Below are 25,583 nucleotides of genomic sequence, written 5' to 3'. Positions count from 1 at the left end.
GTTTTTCCCTAACCCTGTGCTTTGAGGAGAAGGTTAGAGAGAGCTACTAATTTAATTGTTGGAGAATAAAACGGGAGAATCGAGAATCTTCAACTGGATCAATAGCAAAATCAATAAGGTATAAGCTGTTGAAGAAATTAAACCCGTAAATAACTCTTTTTTGAGGTTATGCTCTTTGGGTTCTTTTTGAAATATATCCTTAGAACCAAATTGCATTAAAAGAATTCCCACAATATTAGAAAGCCAGTACCCTATAATAGAACAAGGCAAAAGTAATTTTGGGAAAAGTAAACTACATCCATAGCCAAAACCATAAGCTATTGGCAAATTAAAAAGTAAGTCATTCCACCAACATAGTGGTGACAATAAATATCCGAGTACTAGAAAGAATCCACCTCTGAGCTTTTTGAAAATGTCTTTTTTGAACTCTTTTGAAATAGTTGGCTCTAACTGCTCAGTCATTGTCTGGTTTTCGAGGCTCAACTCTTGACTTACTTTCTGGATGCTTTGCATAAAAAACCACTATTCCTATCTACTTAGTGTAGTTTAAACTAAAAGCTAGACCAAAGTCTAGTACACTAGTGATACAATTTTGGGTTGTTGGCACTAAAAGTTCTACCAATTGTCATTAATCATTAGCCACTGGTTATTAATTATTCTCTCCTCTGCCCGTGTGCCCCTCAGATCTCCATCTCCCCATCTCTTCAATGCATATAGCTGTTGCATAAATTTTAAATAATAATAGCTACAATAAAACTACTGAACTATCTGAATAGGAAAATGACAGATTTAACTGCAAATAACACATTTGTCATAGCAGGAATTGTGTTTATAACAATTGCTGTCATCGGGCAATCTAAATTAGGTTTTATTGAAATTAATCCAGGTTGCTTTGGCAGATTTTTGGCTTTACTTATTGGGATTTCAAGTCTTTTATATGCTGTGGGATTATTAAATTTCTCAGTGGCAAATCTTGATTCGTTAAGAACTTATCTAGTGGAGCTAATTCAACAGAGTCTAAGCTCAATTAATGAACTTTTGCAAGGTTCATAATGATTGGAAAGTATTGAAATTTGGGTAATTTAAATACATTGCAGTTAAGGGTAAAAGCGTTAATTTACCCTTAACTGTTGAAAGTAGAATTAATAATAAGCTCCGAGAAGGCTGTAAGTCAGACTAGCTAGTACTAATAAGGTAACAATTACATAAATAAATTCTCCCTTGAGCAGAAAAGCCAATAGAGAAATGACTACGCGTAAAATTGGAGTAGCAATTAGTAGTAATAGTCCCAGTTGAATAATACCGCGTAGGCGTAGCCCGTCGTAGGCATCGCTACCTGATAAAACTGCCTCCACTACACCTGCTGGTGAGCGAAATTGCAATGGTTCTCCCCGGAAAAACTGATATCTAGCAGGTTCGCCACCGTGATGAATCAAGTAGAGGATACCCCCCAACAAAACCACAGCACTAGCTATTAAAACACCATATTTAAGTAGATTACTGAGCAAATATTCTAATTGTTGCTCGCTTGATGTTTTCGTTACATCATTGTTAACATCAATTTGAGAGCTATTCGGCAATTCTGCCACTTTGCTAACTTGCTGTTCTTCTAACTTTTCAATATCAGAGTGGGAATTTTCTGGCGGTAAGGTTAGTGTAATTACTTTACTCTCTGGCTGTGGCCATGATGCCCAGCGAAAACCAGCATTCAATTTATACATTTTACAGCCCCCCTATTAAATTGTTGTAGACCATCTTTAAAGCCATTACCACCAGCACAACGCTGAAAATAGTTCTTAAAATCTGTGTTTGAGTCCCTGCAAGAACTCGTGCGCCTAAAAAAGCACCAGGTAATACTCCCAACATTACTGGCATGGATAGTCCCGGATCTATGTAACCTCGTGCTAAATAAACTCCGGCTGAGGCTGCTGCTGTCACGCCGATCATAAAATTGCTAGTGGTGGTAGAAACTTTGAAGGGTAGGCGCATTGCTTGGTCCATCGCTAAGACCTTGAATCCGCCAGAACCAATACCCAGTAATCCAGAAAGTACCCCAGCTAAAATCATCATCCCAAACCCCATTGGTACTGAATGGACTTGATAAGACATCAGTCCATCAGGAGTTGGATAACAGTTATTTAGTTTTAGAAAGTTTGCTAGGGGATCTGCTGGTTCATCTTCAGTGTTTTCTATTCTCGGTCGTTGTGAAAGGTATGCTGAATAAATCAGGACGATCGCCAATACAATAGTCAGCGCTTTCACAGATACAAAAGTAGCAATCATCGCACCGGCGATCGCACCAATAGTTGTCCCTACTTCTAAAAACATCCCCAACCGCAAATTGGTATAGCCTTTTTTAATGTAAGTAGATGCTGCACCCAAAGAAGTAGCAATTACAGATACTAGAGAAGCGCCAACGGCGTATCGAAGATCGACACCAAATACTGAAGTTAATAAAGGGACAATTACTACTCCACCGCCTAACCCAGTTAACGCCCCTAAAAAGCCAGCGCTAAATGAACCAATCCAAACTAATAAAGAAAATTCTAAAATCGACAAATTTCATACCTCTTTTTTTAAATGTATAACAGGATGCAAAAATATTTTTTGTATTCTTTAAAACTTAAATGCTAAGTTGTTTACTGCTGACTGTTAACCAATGACTAATGACCAATAACTAATGACCAGGTACCACTATCCACAATGATAAAACCGCCTAATCCCATTAAGACAAAAGGCATAAAATCGTTACCGTAACGAGTCAAAAGGTTGGCGATCGCTGTATTATGAGTTAATTTGTACGCTACATAGCATAGAAATCCTACTAGCATAAAAAACACTCCCAGAATTATTAGCAGACTCTCCCAAGTACTGCTAGCAAATAAAGGAACGTAGATACTGATATTGTCAGTGCCATTGGCAAAAGTTACCGCTGCTACGCTGTAAGTTTGAAAATTGAGAAATTTACTTAAATACGAACCTTCAGACTGCTCTATCTCTGTTTCTGTTTCTTCTGATTCATCATCTTCTCGATTTAGCAAGCACTTGATACCAATTGCTATGGGTACTAAACCAAATAGTCCAATCCAAGGTTTTGGTAAGATTAAGCCCCCAAAGAAACCAGGAAGACTAGCCATCACCAACGCTGTGAAACCTAGATATTGACCAGTGACTATATGCCAACGTCGAAGCTTAGCATTCACCTGGGAAAAAAACAGGGTCAAAATAACAATATCATCGATATTTGTGGCACTGAAGGCAGCTGCACCTGTGCTAATAGCAGTAACTAATCCGCTCATATTAATTTTGGATTTTGGATTTTGGATTTTGGCATTGGGAACTGGGGACTGGGGACTGGGGATTGGGTATTGGGAAAACTCTTCCCTAATTTCCAGCCTCTAGCCCCCAGTCAATTAAGGAATTTTCCTGGTGTCGCTGAATCTAGTGTGAATTTCTTCAATCCCTTGGCGCATTTTCACAACCAGGTTTGGAGAACGTAGTCTTTTGATGATGAACCACCCACAAGTGGCAAGTATGTATAACAAGAATAAGTAAGGAAAAATATTGTAAGGAGCTTCGGGAACTGGGAAAAGTGTACTGCCAGGAATTCCTACACTACCTAAAACGGGGATCATCATGAACCCAACTCCGACAATGGAAAACACTACATCTCGGCGCCGGAGTTTTCTAATTTTGTATAGGTAAACGGGAGCTGCGACGGAAATCAGAATGTACACCGTTAAAAATCCATAGCTACAAATTGCCCCTAAATAACCCATACTCTCGAACAACTTAATATTAAATAGGGACATAACAGCAGGCACTAAAAATGTAATCAACGAACACATCGTGACTGCGACGTGGGGCGTTTTGTTCGATGAGTGTGCTGTTCCCAATGAGGAATGGAATAGACCATGACGTGCCATCATGAAAAACACTCTAGCAGCTGGGTTGATGCTGCCAAGGATGCAAGCAAAGAAGCTAAATAAGGCACCCAAAGCCACAAGTTCTCCCAAAAAGCCAACTCCTGCCTGTTGGGATAAAAAACCCAGAGGTTCTTCAGTTTGAGTTATGGAGACGCCGGTACCACTAAAGCCCAAGACTTCTATATAGGTTGTTGAAATGTAGAACAGACCGGCGAGGATGACGCTACCCATTACAGATTTAGGAATTGTTTGTAATGGTTTTTTTGCTTCATCGCCTAGCGATGTAGCACTTTCAAACCCAGAGAAAGCAAACATTACCAATACAAGTCCTGTGGCCACACTACCTGGAGTCGTACCAGAGAGGGTTAGTTGGGACATATCCAACGCAAAACCTTTGTGTGCCCAAATAATGATGCATAAGATTGCAATCAATACGACTGAAGCTGCTTCCATCAATAGCATTGCTACAGCTGAAAGTTGGATATCTTTATATGCTGCATACCAGGAAATCCCTGCACCGATCGCTAGCAATGTAATACTGGAGGGATGAATGCCTAAATGACCAATTAAGACACCGCTGAAGTTGGCAAAACCGCACAAAACAGACATCCCAGTAAATAAATAAGCCAGTACCAAACTCCAGCCACAAACAACACCTGCTGTGGAACCAAGGCCTTTAGAAATATAGGAGTACAGTGAACCTGGAGAAGCTGAGCGACTGGCAAATTGGTTGATGTTGATACTGACAAACAATAGCCCCATCAAACCAATCAGAAAACTTAGCCAACTACCGTTTCCTGAAAGCGCAACGATTAAACCAATATTAGATGCTGGTATTGTCGTCGGTGCAATTACAGCAAAAGATTGCGCCAATACTTCCGAGAAAGATAAACAATCTGGTTTTAAACCATGAATACTTTGATGGGATGATTTTTCTGTTTTCATTGAGCCAGTTTTGATGTATTGAAAGACGCATATATCGATAGAGATACAGGTAATTAAATTTTAGTTTTTGAGTAAAATTTCCCGTTGACCAGTTGCCGATTTCTAGTTACAGATATCGATATATCTCTCACTTACATACTTATGTCTTTAGACGTATTTCTCTAGATTGATTTAATACTACCTGATGTATTTCCTACAATCAAGTATTAGTAAAAATCTGAACTGAATTTTTCTGTGCAAAATATCTCAAATTAATTTTTTCTAATGAATATGATAAATATGAATTTATAAAAGTTAAAAATAATACTCGGTTAACCATTACTAATTAGTGAAATTAAATTTTAATAGATGACGAAATGCTTACATAGATAGATAAATAAATAGAATTTAATACGATACTAATACTTAAAGAAAGCTGTATCAAACAAATTTAATATTTGGTATTTGCAAAAAGCAGTTTAAATGATATGTAAAATTGAAATTAATGCTTGTAATCCCCCAAAATACCTATGGATTAGGGGTGATTTTTGAGAATAATTTAAGATTTAACATTAGTTATAATGTTGACAACTGTGTTTAAAATGTCATCATGTGCAATTTTTAAAACTTTGAACAAAACCATGAAAAACTTTAAATATATTTTGATGGCGATGGTATTACTTGTAAATCTGGTATTTGCTGAACCTTCGTTAGCCGATCGCCCCGAATATTCAGAAAATCCTGATTATATAAATTTGACTGAAGAATTAAATAATTTGCAAACTGTCAAAGAAACACAAGCTCAATTAGAGGGTTCAACGTCAGAGCAAATTGACCAAAAAATCAATGAGTTAGAGTTGCAAAAATATGCCTTTGAGTCAGGAATTGATTGGGGTCAGTGCAGTAATCAAACAGGCAAGACTCTAGCTATCTACGGCCCTGAACCAGATGTTGATGATGATGAATACTCCGAAGGGGCTGCATTATATTTTCTGGGTAATGGTGAGACAACTCAAGATAGATGGAATTGTAAAGGAGTTTATCTACCAAATGATGTCAGTGCCATCGCTTTGGGTGTAGGCAAAGAAGAGGAAGAATTGCCAGGTGGTATTGCGATTAAGGTTCCCAATGGAACTAACTTAGTTTTGAAGGTAAATGCAGATACTGGAGCGATCGAATTCAATCAAGCTGGTACTAAAATCTTGAAACCTGGTGAAGTGAATTGGTTTATCCCAAATGTATCGCAAAATATTGTAGATGCACGAGTGACTAATGCACCTACTAAGAAGGCTTAGAGGATGTTTGAAAAGTCCTCTTGTCGGTAGCAAAATTTTGCTATCTCAAGTATTATTTTACTAAAGCTACTTTAGCTGGCGTGGCAAGTTAAATCTGACTTGCTTTGCTTTTTTAATCAACTTAGTAAGTCGTCGATAAAAATTTAATGAGGATTTGATGACTGAACAATATGACACTGTTGGAAGTACTTACGAGCAGTATAAAACTAAAGCTACATTGCCAATAGTTGAAAATTTTACATTCTTTAATATCCTTAGTAATTTTCAAGAAAAAACCATCTTAGACTTAGCTTGTGGCACGGGTTTTTATACCAGATTGTTGAAAAAAAGAGGAGCTGGAAAAGTTATTGGTGTAGATATATCAGAAGAAATGATAGGCGTTGCACGGCAGGAAGAACACAAAGAGCCACTGGGTATTGAGTACCAAGCGTTTGATGTTGGGAAGCTTCCTAAAGTTGGTAAGTTTGATTTAGTTACTGCAATTTATCTTTTGAATTATGCAGAAAATAAAGAATATCTGTTAAAGATGTTCCAAAAAATTAGGAATAATTTGGTAGAAAATGGGCGTTTGGTTGCAATGACAATTAATCCACACTTCTGTGTGAGTAAATCTAACTGTAGCAAATACGGGTTGACAGTATTGAAAGAAGAAACGTTGTCCGAAGGCTATTATTGTGAAGCTGAATTTAATACCGATCCACCTTTTGTAATTAAGTATTTTAGGTGGAGTCAGTTTATTTATGAATGGGCTGCTACGGAAGCTGGATTTAAAAAAGTTACGTGGCATTCTATAGAAATTCCACCGCAAGCTATAGAACAGTATACAGAAGATTACTGGCGGGATTTCTTAGAAAACTCTTTGATCGTTGGTTTAAGTTGTCAAAACTAACTCTTTTGAATTTTTGGCTTTAATCATTAGACTTATTGGATGCATATTAGTTTACCAATTTTTTCTCTTCGGGTAGTAAGGTAGTTTCATCCTTAGCGCGTTCTTCATGTACAGATTTGGCTGTAGTTAAATAGGGTTTGATAATTAGACTCACACCAATTGCCCAAGCTAATGCAACCATCCAACCGGCGAGAATGTCACTGGGAAAATGAACTCCTAAATAGACACGACACCATGCAATAGCTATTACATATAAGCTACCGAAGATGAAAACCAACCGACGCCAGGGGGTAGCCCAACTTAAGATGAGCAAAATTGCTACCAGAGTTATACTCGCTATGGCATGACCACTGGGAAATGCAAAACTCAATTCAGGCGCAATGGAATCCCACAAATGAGGACGGACTCGATGCATTAATTCTTTACCTGTGCGACTGATGATGACACTTCCCAGTGAAATGGTGAGTACATAAGCTAGCGATCGCCAGCGTTTTTGAAGTAGTAATATGAATGCGATGGCGGCTGCCATTACACTGCTTGTCCAAGGCGACCCAATTCTAGCCAGCATTACCGCTAAAACATCCAATTGTGGGTTTTGTGTCGAGTGAACTGCTAATAGAGTAGGCACATCCCACGGAAAGCCATCTCCATTTTCCCATACCTTAACTGCCAAGATTTCAAACACCTGCAAAGGTAAATATACACCGATGAACAGGAGTAAGAGCGATCGCCAACGGGCAATCAATAAATTTTTTAGAAAAGAAAGGGGCGATCGACTTTCTTGATTGGTTTTTTTGGCACTTTGCATATTCTGAATTCTGACTTCTAACTCTTGAATACTTTATTTCAATCAAGTATTAAATGCCATCTATCACTAGTTAATACTTTTACTAGAATCTTGAAAAGTTCCACAATGTTTACAGTACGGCAAATATTGATAAGTGAGATGATGGCAGTTTTCGCATTCCAAATATTGATAATAGCCGCAGTGGGGACAGTAGCGATCGCTACGCCGAATTTTTTTAGCACAGTTGACACAGAGTGATTTTTGAACTCTGTTAGCTGCTTGGACTTTAGCATTAAAAACGAATTTTTGAAAAAACTTGATAATTCCAAAACCAATCAGTGGAATCAGCAAGATATAAACATAATTGATTAAGAAAAGCAATCCGCCGAAAATACGGCTAATAATGTCAAATACAAATTGAAATATTGCTCCAATTTGCAGAAATTCAAAAACTTTAACTAATAGGGGTATAAAAAATATAACTAGCAAATGCCAGCTAATGAGTGAAATTAGTCCATATCCTCTTCCATCGGCAAATCTATGAACTGATAAGGCAATGATAATTAGTGGTAAAAGAAAGAGTGACTGGAAACCAAGCTGAATACTTGGATACCAAAATGATGCTTTTTGATAGTCTTTTTTAACTTCATTAAATTGATTTTCATTTTGAATAAATTTCAGAAAACTATTGCTTTCTGGTTTGCCTATTAGTTGATTTTGAAGATTAGAGTTTTCCTGTTTTAGGGTAGAAATTCGTCGGTTATTTTGGTCTAACTCCTGTTTAGCTTTTTCGGCACTAACTTGGTTAATTGATTGTTCGCGAGGCTGACCTGCAATTTTTTCTAAGAGAGTCGAATCATATTTAGCACGAATATTACGGTTGGTTTGTTCCAGGTTGCTTATTTGTACTTGTTTTTGCTCAATAGTTTTGATTGTTTGCTGATTTTGCGGATTGTTAATCTTATCTTTGTACTCACCATACTTTAAGCATGTTCCATCGACTTTACCAAGATGTCCTGTTTCGGCTTGTTGATAGTTTTGCTGAAAACTATATTTATTGTTGGGGCTATAGGGAAATGAAAGCTTGACAATTTCGTAATCTTTATCTTTAGTATTATTGACGCGGTAATTTTGCCATTCCGAATAACATGGATAAGCCTGAGTCGGACTAATGTGCCATCTGCTAATATCATCCAACCCTGTAAAAACATTGATTAAGATAAAAATATCAATTAAAATAATCACAATCAAACTCACTTTATTTAGTGGTTCGTTGTTGATAGTTCTTGATTTATTAAAAAATTGATTGAAAAGACGGCGGATTCTGGCAAACATATTGTGTTCTTAATCAATGGCAATTTAACCAAGATTAATTTTAAGCGATCGCCTGTAATACAAATTCTCTGTAAACTTGCACTGAATAATTCTTAACTTATTTCTTCCTTGGCGGTTTCTTTAATAAAGATTAAGTGCATTTCATAAATAATTCGTATAAATATACGCTTTCGGGTAGCACACCTGTGCTACCCTATTAAACCTATTTGGCTGCAAAGTAGGCTTCTAGTGCCTCAGAACCGCCAATTAATTTACCATCGATAAATACTTGGGGAACTGTTGTTGCACCTGTAACCGCTCGTAAAGAGCGTGTGGTGATATCCTTACCTAAGGTAATTTCTTCGTAATCTATCCCATGTTCCTTGAGCATGGCCTTGGCACGAGCGCAGAACGGACAACCCACTTTTGCAAACAGAGAAACTATTTCGGGCTTGGCTGCTTGCGGATTTATATATCTGAGCATTGTTTCAGCATCAGACACCTTGAAAGGATCTCCTGGCTCGTCTGGTTCAATAAACATCTGGTTAATAACACCATCTCTCACCAGCATAGAATAACGCCACGATCGCTTACCAAATCCCAAGTCTGATTTATCTACTAGCATTCCCATGCCTTCAGTAAATTCACCATTACCATCGGGAATTAGTGTAATATTTTCTGCTTCTTGATCCTTTGCCCATTCGTTCATTACAAAAGTATCATTCACAGAAATACAAATAATGTCATCGACACCATTTTCTTTGAAAACCTTAGCCAACTCGTTGTAGCCGGGGAGATGAGTTGATGAACAGGTCGGAGTATAAGCACCCGGCAAGGAAAAGACAACTACTGTCTTATTAGCAAATAATTCATCGCTTGTTACATCCACCCAGTCGTTGTTTTTACGAATATGAAAAGTGACATTGGGAACTCTTTGTCCTCGGCGATTAGGCAACATAATTTTGCTTCCTGAAGTAATCAATACCAGTAATATCGTACAATCGGATTACTGGTTTCATCTAACTGTCAATTAGCTAAGAAACTTGATTGATAAATGGGGCGATCGCTGCTACAAATTCAGCAGTTGATTCGTATGGTAAAACATTGCGCCCATTAATTTTGATACCCCGACCTTGAGGTAAATGAGCCAAATAGTCAGCCAAGCGTCCATCTGGCGTTTCTTTTTTTCCTTCTTCGCTAATACTTGATGCTGTTTCTCCTACAACTACTAGTGTTGGCTGGTGGATAGAAGCAATCAAACTACTATAATCCCGTCGCCAAAACCCTGCTAAAAAAGAAAACACTGCATGGCGACTAGCGAGATTTTCTGCACCTGCAACCAATGTATTTAACCACTCTGTATCAACAGCATTATCAGAAGCAAACAGTTGACGAGTCGAGAAAGAACGTAAAAATTTTGGCGTGCGTGCATAACGATAAAAACCACTACCAAAAGGCGAATCTAACAGATTCCACAGGAGTTTTTGCTGCCATTCTGGTGATTTTTTAGTAATTACAGGCCACGCTGGTGGCCCAGAAAGTACAAGTCCAGCGATTAAATTTGATGCCTTTTGAACTAATTCGATCGCAACTGGGAATAACGCACCTTGTACGATTAAAATCACAGGTTTTTGCACTACTGTTTGCAAAAAGTATTGCAGCTGTTCTGCCCAATCACTAGGAGTGTAAGCCACATGGGGCATATCACTTTCACCACATCCTAGTAAATCAGGACTGTAAATCAAATTACGCTGACCTGAATTATACCACTGGCTTTGAAATCTTCGCCAGAATTGCCGCGATAAACCGACACCAATCGGATGAATTAATACTAAAGGAATACCCTCAGGGATTGTATTACTTGGTTGATGAACTTCGTAAGCACAACGATAATTCCGCCAAGTGTAAAATTGGCTAGGAGATGCTGTCAAATCGGTTGTGTTAGCTACAGCAGATGGTTGCATAATTCCTAGTTTTAATACTTGCTAAAAAATCATCTGTGGATGAATCAACTCGTATCCAGCCTCTTTGAGCTTTTCATTAGATACCCAAGCATTATATGGGCGTGTACTTGTGACAGAAGTATCCCATATAACTTGAGGTAAATTATGTTTTGCAAATAAGCCATCGAGTAAATCTCGACTAGTGAGATGTGCATCATCTACTAAATTATAAATGCCCTCCAAGCGACGGTGACGGGCAAATTCGATCGCACCAACAATATCATCTAGGTGAATCCAATTTGTGATATCTTCGCCATTGCCGGGACGAGTTGTACCCGAATATCTACCAAATATCTTCACCAATTCCCTGCCAGTCCCATATATTCCTCCCAAACGGAAGATACAAACGCGGAGATTTTCGCTAGATGCTGATAACAATACATCCTCAGTTTTTCGGAGAATTTGGGCATTGAAATTAGCAGGTGCAAGCGGTGTTTCTTCGTCTACCCAGACACCATTTCTATCACCATACACTGCATAACTTCCTGTGTAGATTAATTGCTTCACACTGGGAATATGCCGCAAGACTGAAGCTAAAGTATTGGCAGTTTGCAAATAAGTTTCTTCATAAACCTCCGCGCTCTTTGCACCAACACTCAAAACTATAACATCTTGATTTTGTAAAACTGATTTTAGACTATCTAGGTCATTACCTTTAGTAACTACAACTCTTTGGGCTACTGATTGTAGTACAGGAACACGCTCAGGAGAAGTTGTGGTTGCACTGACAACAAAATTCATATTTTGCTGCCAATATTGAGCAACTTTATAACCAACATAACCACAACCAATGATTGCAACGTTCATGACAAGTTAAGTAGGTCGGCGTAAAAATTTGTCGTTGGATAAGAGACTCAGCAGCTATGCTATAAGCATCACAAAAAAGGACTTTAAGCTACTTTGTCATTCTTCATATAGTTTAGTTTAATTGTGCCCAATTATTGGCATTCAAATAAATTAAACTACTCCTTAGAGACAATATTCTCTATTAAGAAACTGGACGTTAATAAATTTAACAGTCCATATCAAACAGTCAACAGTTTTGGAATTTTAAATTTTTGATTTCGGATTTGTATTACCTACAAAGCTTGTTAGCATTGTGCGATGTTAGTTAGATATGAACCAAATCAATCTCAAATCTAAAATTCACACAGTCAATAGCCAATAATACAAACTATGTTACTAATGATGACTATTAACTATTTTGCTAATTCGCTCTCAATTGCGTTAATTAGCTCTGGTGAAGATGGGTGAATACTACTCTTAAATCGAGCTACCACTTCACCTTGCTTATTCACTAAAAATTTTTCAAAATTCCAAGCAACAGTCTCCGTCGGCTCAACAGCTTTGGTAAGTCGTTCGTAAAGTGGGTGCTGCTCTGAGCCTTTGGCATGAACTTTATCGAATAATTCAAAGGTAACACCATATTGACTTGTGCAGAATTTCACAATCTGTTCATTGCTTCCGGGTTCCTGCGCCCCAAAATCGTTACATGGGAACCCCAAAACACGTAACCCAGCCTCTTGATATTTTTGGTTCAAGTCTTCTAGTCCGTCGTATTGGGATGTATAACCGCAGTAGGAAGCCACATTGACGATTAAAAGTACTTTTCCTGCGTAGTCGTTTAATTGCTTGTCCTGGCCGTTGATGGTTTTGACCACGATGTCAGAAATTGTGTTACTCATCTGGAATCGCAATTGATAGGGAATATTGCCAAGTCTCCCATATTACAGGTACTTTAAACTCGGTTTAGTTGAGAAAAGTAGTGAAAGTGGGGAATAGGGAATGGGGAATGGGAAATAAATAATTTAGGAATACTTTTTCAGTACCTTATACCTGATACCCAGTCACCAGTCCCTAATCCCTTAAGTAGCGATCGCCTCTGAGTAAACTTGTGATAACCTGTTTGTAAATTGCTCCATTAATCCGCTATTTCAGGAAAAATTTTGGACATCTGCGTTGCTTTTAATACAAAAATCAATACCTTAGTAATCAAATCACGGATGCACCAACAGAGAAGTCCGATCTCATAAAGCCCTGTCTGAGAGTTATCTCTAGCTGAAATAAAAAATATCAGGTAAGCTATGGCGATTCTCAAATTAGAAGATGATACAATCCTCACGGATATCAATGATATTGGTCAAGAACTCGCACCCTTAAACATCCAACTTAACTGCTGGGCTATAGGAGATAATCGAGAGTTACATCGTTTGTTGGCAGAAGATAGCCTTGTAGAGACTAGCATAGGACTTACGCAAAAACTCTCTGAAACTCTTATTCCTTTGTGTCCTTTGTGGTAGCCTGCGGCAAGCCGCTCCGCGTCTACGTTTTTTCATAATTTTGCGTAAGTCCTGTAGCAATTGCAACGTCTCTAGATGTGGATTCATACCCCAATTGGGCAATACCGCTTTTGGGCTTTCATTTACTGCATTTACTAATCAGGTGTGTTAAGGCATCAATTAGGCGATCGCTTTCCATTGGTAAAATATCTTTGCCGTGCATAATTTCTTGAGCGATGGTTAAATGCACAATTGACCCCATCAATACCCATACCATTGCCTCTGGGTCGGGAATATCGAGTTCTGAGCGAGAAGCCAAATATTTACTGATAATCTCACTAGCTGGTTTAGCAATGCAGCGGAAAAGAATCTGAGCTAAATCAGGAAAACGAGCGGATTCCCCAATTATGACGCGCTGAAAGGCTTGAAATTCCTTGTCTTCGAGCATCTGTGTCAAGACTTTAGCTAATAACTGCCGTAGTACAATATTGGGTTCTCCTTCTAAAGTTTGTGCGCCAAAAATTGACTCATACCTTTTTATTGCTAACTGCTCTATCAAGGCTTTAAAAAGCGCTTCTTTATCTTGAAAATGGCTGTAAATCGTTGCTTTGGAAACACCTGCTGCTATCGCTACTCTATCCATACTTGCGCCAGTGTAGCCATGCGCTAAAAACTCTTGCTTTGACCCTTGTAAAATTTTATCGATTTTCTCGCTTGCATTTTCTCGCTCAATTTCACTAGCTTTTGTACGTGCCATTTTTAATTATCCTGTACTGTTAATTAATACTAAAAAAATAACTAGAATTAAGAATATTCTTTTTTTGACAATAAATTTTATAGTTCAAATAATTTGGCAAATTTATCAAGGATTAAATAAGTAGAAGGCACAAGGGAAAAGCCAGTTTTTCTCAGGGTTTTAAACTTTTGTATTCTACATTTAATTATGTCTACCTACTTAAAAGAAAGTAGAGCGGCGTAAATATCCGTTGTTGGATATAACTGGAAACAAGACGTAGAAAGCATGAGGGAAGAAGGTTTTAGTTTAGTTCATTTTTCTTTACTTAGTTTGGTTTTATTGTGCCAACTTCCTAAATATTTTTTATAGAGCTTTTAGTTTAGAACAAATCAATGGAAATTTAGATCCGTAACATTGACTAAACTATACGGTTTAGTTTAGTATTTTAGAACTAGACGGTTTAGTTTTTTTAACCGCTGGTAAAAGGGGGCGGTATGGAGCCAAATTCACAGCTAGAAGAATCACGGTCTTCCCAGAATATTTTTCGCTTGCCTGTGCTATTAGCGATAATTGCATCTTTAGTTACGCTTGGAATAAGTATTTATATGGTGCAAAAGTCTCAAAATACCTTAAATAAAAAGGAAGAAACACCAGCAGCCGCGCAAGTAATAGTAAAAACAGTTACAGCATTAGGGCGGATAGCACCAAAGGGAGAAGTAATAAAGCTGTCTGCACCTAGCTCTAATCAAGGCAATCGTGTTGAAAAACTGTTGGTTAACGAGGGCGATAGGGTAAGATTTGGGCAAGTAGTTGCAATTATGGATAGTCGCGATCGCTTACAAGCAACTTTGCGCGAAGCACAAAAACAAGTCGTAGTAGCGAGATACCGTCTAGCCCAAGTCAAAGCAGGAGCAAAACAGGGAGAAATCGGGGCACGGGAAGCTGGTGTTAGCCGTCTGCAAGCGGAATTAGAAGGAAATATTAGAACTCAGCAAGCCACAATTAATCGCCTAGAAGCCGAACTAAAAGGGCGAAAGCAGCAGTTACAAGCAACAGTAACTCGCTTAACAGCCGAAAAAAGTAATGCTCAAGCTGATGCCCAACGCTACGAAGCTTTATACAAACAAAGTGCAATTTCCAGTCAAGAATTTGATAGGAGACGCTTGAGTGCAGCAACCACCACTCAGCAGTTAATTGAAAGTCAGGCCACACAGACAACAACCATCGCTACCCTAGAACAGGAAATTAACGAAGCAAAAGCCAACCGAGACAGAACTATCGCTACCCTAGAACAGGAAATTAACGAAGCAAAAGCCACCCTCAACCAGACAGCTGAAGTGCGTCCCACAGATGTAGCCATCGCCCAAGCAGAAGTAGAAAGCGCTCAAGCCACAGTCGATAGAATTAAAGTACAGCTGGCGGAAGCATACGTTCGAGTTCCTGAATCCGGTCAAATTTTAAATGTTAATACGCGATCGGGAGAAACAGTTAGTAATGAGGGGATTGTAGATTTCGGTCAAACTGACCAAATGTATGTAGTAGCAGAAGTCTACGAAAGTGATATCCACAAAGTGCAGCCAGGGCAGCAGGTACGGGTAACCAGCGATTCCCTTCCCCATGAATTATTAGGAAAAGTAGATTGGGTTGGAATGCAGATAAAGCGGCAAAACATCATCAACGCCGATCCTTCCAGCAATATCGATGCCAGAGTAGTGGAAGTCCACGTGCAACTCAATCGAATATCCAGCATTAAAGCTTCTAACTTCACAAATCTGCAAGTCAAGGCGGTAATTGAATTGTGAAATTAGTCATTAGTCATTAGTCATTGGGAAAGGGGTAAAGGGGAAAGGGGAAAGGGGAAAGATTAAATTTATTCCTTTTCCCTTTAACCTTTTCCCTTTTCCCCCGCTTCCCCTACCCCCTACTCCCCAATTCGTAATTATGGGATTGATTAAACAACTGCGTCGGCGAACACCTCTAGGATGGTTGCAACTGAGTCACGAGAAAGGGCGTTTTTTAGTAGCATTATCAGGCATTGCTTTTGCTGATGTTCTGATGTTCATGCAGCTAGGGTTTCAGAATGCTCTGTTTGACAGTAACACTAGGTTACATGGCAGTATGCAGGGAGACATTATGTTAGTCAGTCCCCAGGCACGTAACCTAGCTAATATGTCTACCTTTCCTCGGCGGCGGCTGTACCAAGCAATGGATATAACGGGGGTAAAGTCAGCAGAAGCAATGTATCTCAGCTTTATCGATTGGAAGAATCCCCAAACACGCCAGGATACAGCAGTGCTAGTTATAGGGTTCAATCCCGATCGCCAAATGCTTGACTTGCCAGAAGTTAACCGCAATTTAGAGGCAATTAAGCTACCGGACACTGTGTTGTTCGACAGTGCTTCTAGGGGAGATTATACAGAAGCGATCGCCCAAATTGAAAAAGGTAAACCAGTCACAACCGAAATAGAACGGCGAACAATTACTATTGGTGGCTTATTCAAAGTCGGGGCTTCTTTTATCGCTGACGGTAGTCTAATCACTAGCGATCAGAATTTTTTGCGGCTATTTCCCAGACAACAGGCAAGCAGCGTCAGTTTAGGCTTGGTTCAACTACAACCAGGCTATGAGCCAGAACAAGTAGCAAAAAACTTAAAATCATATTTAGGCGATGATGTTAAAGTCCTTACCCAGAAGGAATTTATTGCCTTTGAGAAAGACTATTGGCAGCAAAACACTCCCATCGGTTTTATTTTTAGCTTGGGTGCAATGATGGGGTTTCTGGTAGGGGTAATTATCGTTTATCAAGTCCTGTCTACTGATGTAAACGCCCATGTAAAGGAATATGCCACATTCAAAGCAATGGGATATCGCAATTTTTATTTACTAGGTGTGGTGTTTGAAGAGGCAGTAATTCTGGCAGTACTGGGTTTTATCCCAGGTGCGATCGTGCCCTTGGGACTTTATCACCTAACTCGAAATGCCACAAATTTACCTGTATATATGACCTTAGCACGAGCCTTAACGGTACTAGTGCTGACTATGATTATGTGTATCATTTCCGGCGCGATCGCCACTCGTAAACTACAGTCTGCTGACCCCGCAGATATGTTTTAAAAAATAGGCATTGGGCATTGGGCATTGAGGTAGAGAAGTGGAGTTCAAAGCCTCATTAACGAAGTTCAAAGCCTCATTAACGGAGTTCAAAGCCTCATTAACGAAGTTCAAAGCCTCATTAATGGAGTTCAAAGCCTCATTAATGGAGTTCAGAGGTTCATTAATGGAGTTCAGAGGTTCATTAACGGAGTTCAAATACTCATTAATGGAGTTCAAAGGCTCATTAGACCTTTTGCATAAATCGAAAATAAGAACCCCACCCCGCCAAAGCTACGCTTTGTCTCCCCTCCCCTTGCTAAGGCTACGGTGTACACACATCTGTGTAGAAACCAAAATCCTCGTAGATCCTCCTAAATCCTCCTTAAAAAGGAGGACTTTGAGAGATTTTTGCCCCCCTTAAAAAGGCTATCCATTAGTCACATCTTTCTTTACAATCTTGAAACGTTTGTTTTGTAGGCATCTTAAACACTGAGGTGTGAGGCATACTTGACAAATTGGCTCTTAATATTCTCGCTAAAATTAGGTTTTTATTGAGAATTAACAACAGACCAATAAGGGTTGTAAGAAACGTGAGTGAATACTCTCGCAAATGTTGAGAAAGATCCGGGTAATGGATAGCTTAAAAAGGGGGGGATCAAAAGTCTGCGGCGCAACTCTAGAAGACTTGTGTATACACCGTAGCCTTGCTAAGGGCAGGGGTTGGGGGTGGGGTGTTAGGGACTTTTGCAAGAGGTCTATTCACTATTCCCAATGCCCAATGCCCCATGCCCTATGCCCAATCTAAAATCTAAAATCTAAAATCCTTATGCTTCCTGTGATTTCTGTTAAAAATCTCGACCATTACTTTGGTCGCGGTCAGCTTCGCAAACAAGTTCTGTTTGATATCAACTTAGAAATTAATGCTGGTGAAATTATTATTATGACAGGGCCATCTGGTTCTGGTAAAACTACATTGCTGACGTTAGTAGGTGGGTTGCGTTCTGCTCAATCTGGTAGTTTGCAGGTTTTAGGACAAGAACTTTGTGGTGCTAAGGCAGGACAACTCACCCAAGCGCGACGCAGTAACGGTTATATTTTCCAAGCGCACAATCTCCACGGTAGTCTCACCGTACTCCAGAACGTGAAAATGGGCTTGGAAGTACACAAGGATATTTCGCCCTCAGAAATGAAAGCTCGGTCAGCCCAAATGTTAGAGGAGGTAGGATTAGAACATCGCCTCAATTATTATCCTGATGACTTATCGGGAGGACAAAAGCAAAGAGTCGCCATCGCCCGCGCCTTAGTCAGCCGTCCTAAAATTGTCTTAGCAGATGAACCCACCGCCGCCCTTGATAGTAAATCGGGACGAGATGTAGTTAACCTCATGCAAAAATTGACAAAAGAACAAGGTTCTACAATTCTTTTAGTTACTCATGACAACCGGATTTTAGATATTGGCGATCGCATTGTCCACATGGAAGATGGCAAACTAGTAAGCGATCGTGCTGTTGTGCCACTAACTTAAATAGCCATCATCAACTGAGTACACCAGAACGGATGAAAATATTCTTTTTTCAATCCCCAATCCCCAATGACTAACCAAACTATTCGCGTTGTTGCTCGTGTTATTGCTTTGCCTAACAAAGTAGAAGAAATTAAAGCTGTGTTGCTAGAACTTATTGAACCAACCAGACAGGAACCAGGTGCAATCAAGTATGAACTTTTGCAAAATCAGTATGACCCAACAGAGTTTACTTTTGTGGAAGAGTGGACTTCTAGTGAAGCCTTGAATACTCATATGGACTCACCCCATTTCCAAGCAGCAGCAGCTAAAATCCAAGGTTTGGTAGCTACTACGCCAGATATCCGCCGTTACCATCTTTTGGCATAGGCTACGATGTACACACATCTGGTGTAGAAAACCAAATCCTCGTAGATCCTCCTAAATCCTCCTTAAAAAGGAGGACTTTGAGAAGTTTTTGCCCCCCTTTTTAAGGGGGGTTGGGGGGATCGAAAGGCTGCGGCGCAACTCTAGAAGACTTGTGTGTACATCGTAGCTCATTGAAGGAGAGGGGCTGGGGGTGAGGTCAAAATACTATACATCTCACGTTAAACCAATCCCCAAACCCCGACAGCAAGAGACTTTTAAGTCTGTTGCCTCTTGCCTATTGCCTATTGCCTATTGCCTGCTTCAGCGAAATTTTCAGATTGAAGCGATCGCTCCAGAATCAAGGCAACATTCTGAAGTATCTTGATCCTGAGGCCTTAGTCGAAAATTGAAAGCTGCAACATGTATGTGCCAATTGCTTGGAATGAATTGCAATGTCCCAACGGATATTTGCTTTTCTTTTGAAGGTTTTTCTGCGCGGGGAGGAAAAACAGATCATCATAGCGATGGTTGGGGCATTGCTTTCTTTGAAGGAAAGGGATGTCGGATGTTTTTAGATGCCCAACCTTCTGTTGCTTCTCCCGTAGCGGAGTTTGTGCGGAGTTATCCCATCCACTCAACCCATGTCATAGCCCATATCCGCAAAGCCACTCAGGGTGAAGTTGCTTTACACAACTGCCATCCTTTCCGTAGAGAATTGTGGGGCAAGTATTGGGTATTTGCTCACAACGGTAATTTACCAGATTTTCAGCCAGAAAAGATGGGCTTTTATCAAGCTGTAGGTGATACTGATAGCGAAAAAGCATTCTGTTTAATGCTAGAAACATTACGAGAACGCTTTCCTGAAGGTGAGCCTTCCATTAAAGAACTCTATTCTGTGCTGCAAGAAATTACTGAAGTAATCGCTAAACTAGGTATATTTAACTATTTACTATCAGATGGAGAACACTTTTTTGCCTATTGCTCAACCAAACTCAGCTATATTGTACGCCAAGCGCCCTTTGCTGCTGCCCATTTGATTGACCAAGATATGACCGTAGATTTTCGGGAAGTAACTACCGAACGCGATCGCGTCGCCGTCATCGCTACCACTCCCTTGACTGACAACGAAGTTTGGACACAAATCCAACCCGGCGAATTGCTAGTATTTCAGGACGGATTGCCCTTGAAATATACCCACAGTTAAGAGTAGGTGTAGGTTGGGTAAATAGATAATATTACTCAACAAATACTTCGTAGTTTTCTTTATAGCAGGCAACAGGCAAATGAAGTACACGGGTAAGGGCACAACATGTTGTGCCCCTACGATTAAAGGTATTTATTTACCTGAAAATGCTGTATAACAATACTTTTACAGAGACTCTTATTTTGCTGTAATTCACCTATTATAAAATAGTTACAATTTACCAATTTTTGAGAATATACCCAACTTAGTTGTTACCAATTTATTTTATAGTAAATACCGCTTTTATTGGTATAAAAAATAAATTTACACTGGATTTTAGCTGTATTAAGATAGTGAAAATTAATGCTCTAATTTTCATAGCCAAAAATATCTATTGGCTATTGTAAGCACTTGCCAAAAATTTATTGGTAACAACAAAAAATATTTATGTATGATGTTCAATTAATATTGCTCATAGCAATTTTCTTTATAACAAGTGTCATCAGTGTGATTACAGGAAGCACTTCTTTAATTACCGTCCCTGTAATGTTGCAATTTGGCATTGAACCGCGTACTGCTCTTGCCACCAATATGCTGGCATTAACCTTTATGAGTATTGGTGGTACATTGCCTTTTCTTGGGAAAAAATTAATTGACTACAATCGCCTGCCCATAATCATTTTTTTAACAATTTTAGGTTCAATTATAGGTGCGTTACTCGTTTTAGTTATACCTTCACAATCGATGCCTGTAATTATCTCGATTTTGATGATTGTAGTTACTATATTTTCAATTGCAAATCGGAATGCTGGAGTCATTTCAACAATAGAGAATCCATCAGTAATAGTAGAAATTGGTGGATATATAGCGACCTTTGTGCTTGGTGTTTATGGCGGTTTCTTTAGTGGCGGCTATGTCACAATGCTGACAGCAGTTTATGTCAGCCTATTTGGAATGACATTTGTTCAAGCGGTAGCAAATACAAAGTTGATTAATATTTTTTCTTCGCTAATTGCTACTATTATTTTCCTAACACAAGGAATAGTGGATTATAAGCTTGGTATTATTCTTAGTATTACTATGTTTATTGGCGGAATCGTCGGCTCGAAAGTTGCCCTTAAACTCAACAACATCTGGTTACGGCGTATATTTATCACTACAGTAATTGTTCTTGGACTCAAGACCTTACTTGATTTTCCTGCATTAGGTTAACAAAAAGCGATCGCTTTGAATTCCTCTGTACCATCAAACACCCTTACCCAATGAGCAAGATAAACACCAGCTATCATCTCCCGTCGCCAAATCAGCAGTAATTCCTTTGGTACGTCAGCAGCAGCAATTCGATAAATAACGCCGCGACAACTACCGCCGCGATCGAGTCCTAAGAGTAATCCCGGATTCTCTGGAGTCCCCTGACCGAGGATCATCCATGTACAGAAGCGTAAACGATGCCAGCACGGCGCTCAACATATGCAATCAAGGGATTCCAAATCAGCGAACCGTAGGCAAATATCCAGATATCAGAATTTGGTGGATGCTGTTGTAGTGTTTCATCAAGCGATCGCTGTAACTCTTCTTTGCTCAGGGTAGTTGTACTATTTCTTTGGGAGGCTGCGCCAAATTCTCTTGGCTTCCTTCCTTGTTTGTTTCTTTGTGTTCTTCTCTAACGAGACGCTGCGCGAATGCGCCCTTTGCGGTTCGTTCCTTATTATAGTTTGGCGCTTCATACAGAATTGGTATTAGCTTGATTCCAGATCAGCAGTGCGATCCTTCTAATAGCCTCGTCTGTTCGTTTCCGGCTTCGAGGTCGCTACGACTCAGTGACATAATTATTTCTTTGCTATCAAGTTGCTGGATTATTCGCTAACTCATTGTAATGACAATTTAATATTTCAAATTCAGGTATTTGTAATTGTCCATAGAACTGATAGAATCACCATAATTTCTATCGAGAATATGAGGTTTTTGTGTATTTGTAACAAATTGCTGTAAAAATCTAGTAATATACTACAGTATATAACTGTATTCCCATCTAGTAAGCGTAGATTTAGCGGAGGAAATTAGGATGAGTTTGTGGCAGCGCCCACTGAAAATATTACAAGCGATCGCTGAACATAGAACCAATCGGTTCAGACTGAATTCGCTCAAAGGTTTTGTATCGCTATTTTTAGTAGGGGCTTTATTGAGTGTGGCGCTTGCCGCCTGCTCCGGTGGAGATGGGAGCAATTCTTCCACAGAAAACCCCACTGCTAGTCCTGTGGCTGCAAGTAAAAGTAATGTTGAATTAACCCTCGTTTCCTTTGCAGTTACCAAAGCCGCTCACGAAGCCATCATTCCTAAATTTGTAGAACAGTGGAAAAAAGATCATAACCAAACTGTCACCTTTAAGCAGAGTTATGGCGGTTCTGGTTCTCAAACTCGCGCCGTTATTGATGGTTTGGAAGCAGATGTTGTCCACCTGGCACTAGCAGGAGACACCTCAAAAATTGAGAAGGCTGGATTAATTCAGCCAGGATGGGAAAAAGAAGTCCCCAATAATGCGATCGTCTCTAAATCTGTGGCGGCGCTAATAACTCGCCCTGGCAATCCTAAAGGTATAAAAACTTGGGCAGATTTGGCCAAAGCAGATACAAAACTGATTACCGCTGACCCCAAAACCTCAGGCATTGCTAAGTGGAATTTCTTGGCACTGTGGAACTCCGTGATTAAAACCCGTGGAGATGATGCTAAAGCTACTGAATTTGTCACAACAGTTTACAATAACGTGCCAATCCTAACTAAAGATGCGCGGGAAGCCACAGACACATTTGCCAAGCAGGGTCAAGGAGATGCCTTAATTAACTACGAAAACGAAGTTATTCTGGCAAAACAAAAAGGTGAGAAAGTTGATTATGTCGTTCCCGAAGTAAATATATCTATCGACAATCCCATCGCTGTAGTAGATAAAAACGTCGATAAGCACGGTACACGGGAAGTTGCTGAAGGTTTTGTGAAATTTCTCTATACTCCAGAAGCACAACAAGAGTTTGTTAAATTAGGATTCAGACCTGTGGATGAGACTGTAGCCCAAACTAAAGAAGTCACAGATAAATTTCCCAAGGTGAAAACTCTAGGTACAGTTCAGGACTTTGGTGGTTGGGAAGAAATTGATAAGAAATTCTTCGCAGATGGGGGTGTGTTTGATAAGATACAAGCCCAAAAGAAAAGGTAATTAGGTAATTAGGTAATTCGTAATTCGTAATTCGTAATTCGTAATTCGTAATGGGCTACGCCCCGCTGCGCTAACGTAATTTGTTAGGACTTACGGAAAAAACCTCTCAAACTCTTATTTATCGTGGACTCTGCGTCCTTTGTGGTATCCAGCCTTAAGCCGATGCAGCGTCTACGTTTTTCCGTTACCCATGCGTAAGTCCTGTTCTGAATTCTGACTTTTGAATTCTATTTTGCATTTTTGATTATGACGACTGTATCTCATTCTGTAGAAGTCGAACGTAAAAAACCTTTTTGGAAGACATTGCAGCGAGTTCCCTGGACTTGGCGAATCACCATTGCATACTTGACAGTAATGTTATTTATGCCCATAGTTGCTATGTTCCTGAAAGCGAGTACTGAACCTCCGGCTAGGTTTTGGGCGATCGCAACTAGTGATATTGCCTTAGCAACATATAATGTAACTTTTATTACTTCAATATTTGCTGCTCTGCTCAATGGTGTGTTTGGTACTTTGATTGCTTGGGTTTTAGTGCGCTACGACTTTCCCTTTAAACGCTTGATTGATGCCACAGTAGATTTACCCTTTGCGTTGCCAACATCGGTAGCAGGGTTAACACTGGCAACAGTTTATAGCGATAACGGCTGGATAGGCTCCCTATTATCACCTTTAGGAATTAAAGTATCTTTTACTCGAACGGGAGTAGCAGTGGCAATGATCTTTATCTCACTGCCTTTTGTGGTGAGAACCGTGCAACCAGTACTTCAGGAAATGGAACATGAAATTGAAGAAGCCGCTTGGTGTCTGGGTGCTTCTCAATGGCAGACTTTTTGGAAAGTGATTTTGCCGCCATTATTTCCGACAATATTGACTGGTGTTGCCTTAGGTTTCTCCCGTGCAGTTGGGGAATATGGTTCAACAGTGATTATTTCTTCCAATACACCATACCAAGATTTAATCGCACCTGTGCTGATTTTCCAAAGATTAGAGCAGTATGACTATTCTGGTGCAACAGTAATTGGCATAGTTCTACTATCAATTTCGTTAGTGTTGCTATTAGCTATTAATTTTTTACAAGCATGGGCAAGGCGGTATGACAGTAGATAAGCCAAGTTTTCACTCATCTGCATCTGATGATATTCCATATACAGCCAAACCGAAAGAGCAGAAAAAGTGGGTACCAATAGTTTTAATTGGTATAGCGATCGCCTATTTAACTTTAGTTCAATATATCCCTGCAATTAACGTTTTTATCCAAGCCTTCAGCAAAGGAGTCGGGCCGTTTCTATCTAACCTGAGTAGGCCAGCCTTTCTTCATGCAGCTTGGTTGACACTGTTATTAGCTGCAATTTCTCTACCATTAAATACAGTATTTGGTTTGTGTGCAGCTTGGGCGATCGCTCGCCATAAATTTCGCGGACGCGCTGTAGTTTTGAGCATTATTGACCTGCCCTTTTCCATCTCCCCGGTAGTCGCAGGATTGATGATTGTCCTACTTTACGGACGCAATGGCTGGTTTGGCCCTTGGCTCCAGGCGCATGATATCAAAATTATCTTTGCCTTTCCTGGTATGGTGTTGGCTACAGCCTTTGTCAGTATGCCCTTCGTAGCGCGGGAAGTAATTCCTGTATTAGAAGAATTTGGCAAAGATCAAGAAGAAGCAGCTAGAACTTTAGGTGCTAAAGATTGGCAAATATTTTGGCGTGTTACCTTACCCAGCATCCGTTGGGGCTTACTCTACGGTTTAATTTTGACCAACGCCAGAGCAATGGGTGAATTCGGCGCAGTTTCCGTGGTATCGGGCAACATTGCTGACCAAACCCAGAGTTTACCACTGTTTGTGGAAGACGCTTACAAACAGTATGAAACCGAAGCTGCTTTTTCTGCCGCTGTACTGTTAGCCTTACTAGCAGTAGTCACCTTAGTGCTGAAAGAGATTTTAGAACGAAAAACCCGCATTAAAGATGTTGAATAGTGTGGCATTAGGAGTGTGGAAGGGGTGGGAAGTGTGGAAGGTATGGGAGGTGTGGGAGGTGTGGGAGGTGTGGGAGGTGTGGGAGGTGTGGGAGGTGT

General features: G+C 39.8%; 26 protein-coding genes and 1 pseudogene. 14 read left to right on the top strand and 13 right to left on the bottom strand.

From position 1 onward, the window contains the following. Positions 1–51: 51 nt before the first annotated feature. Complete coding sequence (locus ACM0OY_RS29070; RefSeq protein ID WP_414572251.1) at positions 52–513, bottom strand: hypothetical protein; 462 nt, start codon at positions 511–513, stop codon at positions 52–54. 267 nt (positions 514–780) lie between these two features. Here ACM0OY_RS29070 and ACM0OY_RS29065 point away from each other — a divergent pair, with 267 nt between their 5' ends. Continuing rightward, positions 781–1,053, top strand: a complete 273-nt coding sequence (locus tag ACM0OY_RS29065) for a hypothetical protein (RefSeq protein WP_414572250.1) — start codon at positions 781–783, stop codon at positions 1,051–1,053. An 89-nt stretch (positions 1,054–1,142) separates the two neighbouring features. Here the strand turns inward: ACM0OY_RS29065 and ACM0OY_RS29060 are convergent, their stop codons facing one another. The 4 genes from ACM0OY_RS29060 to ACM0OY_RS29045 all read right to left on the bottom strand — a co-directional run bounded on the left by ACM0OY_RS29060 (position 1,143) and on the right by ACM0OY_RS29045 (position 4,871). After that, complete coding sequence (locus ACM0OY_RS29060; protein WP_414572249.1) at positions 1,143–1,721, bottom strand: DUF1634 domain-containing protein; 579 nt, start codon at positions 1,719–1,721, stop codon at positions 1,143–1,145. Position 1,722: 1 nt separating this feature from the next. Continuing rightward, positions 1,723–2,559, bottom strand: coding sequence for a sulfite exporter TauE/SafE family protein (locus ACM0OY_RS29055; protein WP_414572248.1), 837 nt, complete (start codon positions 2,557–2,559; stop codon positions 1,723–1,725). A 104-nt stretch (positions 2,560–2,663) separates the two neighbouring features. After that, on the bottom strand, positions 2,664–3,299 hold the full coding sequence (locus tag ACM0OY_RS29050; RefSeq protein WP_414572247.1) for a cadmium resistance transporter: 636 nt from the start codon (positions 3,297–3,299) through the stop codon (positions 2,664–2,666). A gap of 114 nt (positions 3,300–3,413) precedes the next feature. Beyond that, positions 3,414–4,871, bottom strand: coding sequence for an APC family permease (locus tag ACM0OY_RS29045; RefSeq protein WP_414572246.1), 1,458 nt, complete (start codon positions 4,869–4,871; stop codon positions 3,414–3,416). Positions 4,872–5,491: 620 nt separating this feature from the next. Here ACM0OY_RS29045 and ACM0OY_RS29040 point away from each other — a divergent pair. After that, entirely contained in the window at positions 5,492–6,145 is a 654-nt protein-coding gene (locus ACM0OY_RS29040) for a hypothetical protein (RefSeq protein WP_414572245.1), read from the top strand. A gap of 157 nt (positions 6,146–6,302) precedes the next feature. Continuing rightward, positions 6,303–7,034, top strand: a complete 732-nt coding sequence (locus ACM0OY_RS29035) for a class I SAM-dependent methyltransferase (protein WP_414572244.1) — start codon at positions 6,303–6,305, stop codon at positions 7,032–7,034. 46 nt (positions 7,035–7,080) lie between these two features. On the opposite strand, the gene ACM0OY_RS29030 is transcribed toward ACM0OY_RS29035, so the two are convergent. From ACM0OY_RS29030 to ACM0OY_RS29005, 6 genes are all read right to left on the bottom strand, one after another. Beyond that, complete coding sequence (locus tag ACM0OY_RS29030) at positions 7,081–7,842, bottom strand: phosphatase PAP2 family protein (RefSeq protein WP_414572243.1); 762 nt, start codon at positions 7,840–7,842, stop codon at positions 7,081–7,083. A gap of 66 nt (positions 7,843–7,908) precedes the next feature. Further along, positions 7,909–9,156, bottom strand: a complete 1,248-nt coding sequence (locus ACM0OY_RS29025) for a hypothetical protein (protein ID WP_414572242.1) — start codon at positions 9,154–9,156, stop codon at positions 7,909–7,911. Positions 9,157–9,358: 202 nt separating this feature from the next. Next, positions 9,359–10,093, bottom strand: coding sequence for a redoxin family protein (locus ACM0OY_RS29020; protein ID WP_414572241.1), 735 nt, complete (start codon positions 10,091–10,093; stop codon positions 9,359–9,361). A 76-nt stretch (positions 10,094–10,169) separates the two neighbouring features. Continuing rightward, positions 10,170–11,099, bottom strand: a complete 930-nt coding sequence (locus ACM0OY_RS29015) for an alpha/beta fold hydrolase (RefSeq protein ID WP_414572240.1) — start codon at positions 11,097–11,099, stop codon at positions 10,170–10,172. 21 nt (positions 11,100–11,120) lie between these two features. Continuing rightward, complete coding sequence (locus ACM0OY_RS29010) at positions 11,121–11,945, bottom strand: SDR family oxidoreductase (protein WP_414572239.1); 825 nt, start codon at positions 11,943–11,945, stop codon at positions 11,121–11,123. Between the two features lie 392 nt (positions 11,946–12,337). After that, positions 12,338–12,823 (bottom strand): glutathione peroxidase, encoded by a 486-nt coding sequence (locus ACM0OY_RS29005; protein WP_414572238.1) that lies wholly within the window; start codon positions 12,821–12,823, stop codon positions 12,338–12,340. Positions 12,824–13,222: 399 nt separating this feature from the next. On the opposite strand from ACM0OY_RS29005, the gene ACM0OY_RS29000 reads away from it, so the two are divergent. After that, positions 13,223–13,438 carry a hypothetical protein gene (locus tag ACM0OY_RS29000; RefSeq protein ID WP_414572237.1) on the top strand — a complete coding sequence of 72 codons (216 nt, stop codon included), beginning with the start codon at positions 13,223–13,225 and terminating at the stop codon, positions 13,436–13,438. A gap of 118 nt (positions 13,439–13,556) precedes the next feature. Here the strand turns inward: ACM0OY_RS29000 and ACM0OY_RS28995 are convergent, their stop codons facing one another. Next, positions 13,557–14,174 carry a TetR/AcrR family transcriptional regulator gene (locus ACM0OY_RS28995; protein ID WP_414572236.1) on the bottom strand — a complete coding sequence of 206 codons (618 nt, stop codon included), beginning with the start codon at positions 14,172–14,174 and terminating at the stop codon, positions 13,557–13,559. A 473-nt stretch (positions 14,175–14,647) separates the two neighbouring features. On the opposite strand from ACM0OY_RS28995, the gene ACM0OY_RS28990 reads away from it, so the two are divergent. The 7 genes from ACM0OY_RS28990 to ACM0OY_RS28960 all read left to right on the top strand — a co-directional run bounded on the left by ACM0OY_RS28990 (position 14,648) and on the right by ACM0OY_RS28960 (position 21,511). After that, positions 14,648–15,955 (top strand): HlyD family efflux transporter periplasmic adaptor subunit, encoded by a 1,308-nt coding sequence (locus tag ACM0OY_RS28990; RefSeq protein ID WP_414572235.1) that lies wholly within the window; start codon positions 14,648–14,650, stop codon positions 15,953–15,955. A gap of 136 nt (positions 15,956–16,091) precedes the next feature. Beyond that, positions 16,092–17,267 carry an ABC transporter permease DevC gene (gene devC, locus ACM0OY_RS28985; RefSeq protein ID WP_414572269.1) on the top strand — a complete coding sequence of 392 codons (1,176 nt, stop codon included), beginning with the start codon at positions 16,092–16,094 and terminating at the stop codon, positions 17,265–17,267. An 805-nt stretch (positions 17,268–18,072) separates the two neighbouring features. Beyond that, positions 18,073–18,771: a DevA family ABC transporter ATP-binding protein gene (locus ACM0OY_RS28980; RefSeq protein ID WP_414572234.1), complete on the top strand. Its 699-nt coding sequence runs from the start codon at positions 18,073–18,075 to the stop codon at positions 18,769–18,771. A gap of 66 nt (positions 18,772–18,837) precedes the next feature. Next, positions 18,838–19,137 (top strand): putative quinol monooxygenase, encoded by a 300-nt coding sequence (locus ACM0OY_RS28975; protein WP_414572233.1) that lies wholly within the window; start codon positions 18,838–18,840, stop codon positions 19,135–19,137. A 190-nt stretch (positions 19,138–19,327) separates the two neighbouring features. Further along, positions 19,328–19,501, top strand: coding sequence for a hypothetical protein (locus tag ACM0OY_RS28970; RefSeq protein ID WP_414572232.1), 174 nt, complete (start codon positions 19,328–19,330; stop codon positions 19,499–19,501). Positions 19,502–19,540: 39 nt separating this feature from the next. Further along, positions 19,541–20,320: a class II glutamine amidotransferase gene (locus ACM0OY_RS28965; protein WP_414572231.1), complete on the top strand. Its 780-nt coding sequence runs from the start codon at positions 19,541–19,543 to the stop codon at positions 20,318–20,320. A gap of 426 nt (positions 20,321–20,746) precedes the next feature. After that, complete coding sequence (locus tag ACM0OY_RS28960) at positions 20,747–21,511, top strand: sulfite exporter TauE/SafE family protein (RefSeq protein ID WP_414572230.1); 765 nt, start codon at positions 20,747–20,749, stop codon at positions 21,509–21,511. Here the strand turns inward: ACM0OY_RS28960 and ACM0OY_RS28955 are convergent. Further along, positions 21,508–21,779, bottom strand: a pseudogene (locus tag ACM0OY_RS28955) (gamma-glutamylcyclotransferase). The gene ACM0OY_RS28960 and the pseudogene ACM0OY_RS28955 overlap by 4 nt on opposite strands. A 585-nt stretch (positions 21,780–22,364) precedes the next feature. On the opposite strand from ACM0OY_RS28955, the gene ACM0OY_RS28950 reads away from it, so the two are divergent. From ACM0OY_RS28950 to cysW, 3 genes are all read left to right on the top strand, one after another. Then, on the top strand, positions 22,365–23,510 hold the full coding sequence (locus tag ACM0OY_RS28950) for a sulfate ABC transporter substrate-binding protein (protein WP_414572229.1): 1,146 nt from the start codon (positions 22,365–22,367) through the stop codon (positions 23,508–23,510). Between the two features lie 246 nt (positions 23,511–23,756). Next, entirely contained in the window at positions 23,757–24,617 is an 861-nt protein-coding gene (cysT, locus tag ACM0OY_RS28945) for a sulfate ABC transporter permease subunit CysT (RefSeq protein WP_414572228.1), read from the top strand. Beyond that, a complete protein-coding gene (gene cysW, locus ACM0OY_RS28940; protein WP_414572227.1) occupies positions 24,604–25,485 on the top strand; it encodes a sulfate ABC transporter permease subunit CysW in 882 nt (293 codons plus the stop codon). Before cysT ends, cysW begins: the two co-directional genes overlap by 14 nt. The last annotated feature ends 98 nt before the right edge of the window (positions 25,486–25,583 follow it).

It is taken from the genome of Nostoc sp. CCY 9925, from assembly GCF_963920935.1.
In the GTDB taxonomy this organism is placed as follows: Bacteria; Cyanobacteriota; Cyanobacteriia; order Cyanobacteriales; family Nostocaceae; genus Nostoc.
Note: the sequence above shows the minus strand (reverse complement) of the source record. Positions and strands in the feature narration are given on the sequence as shown.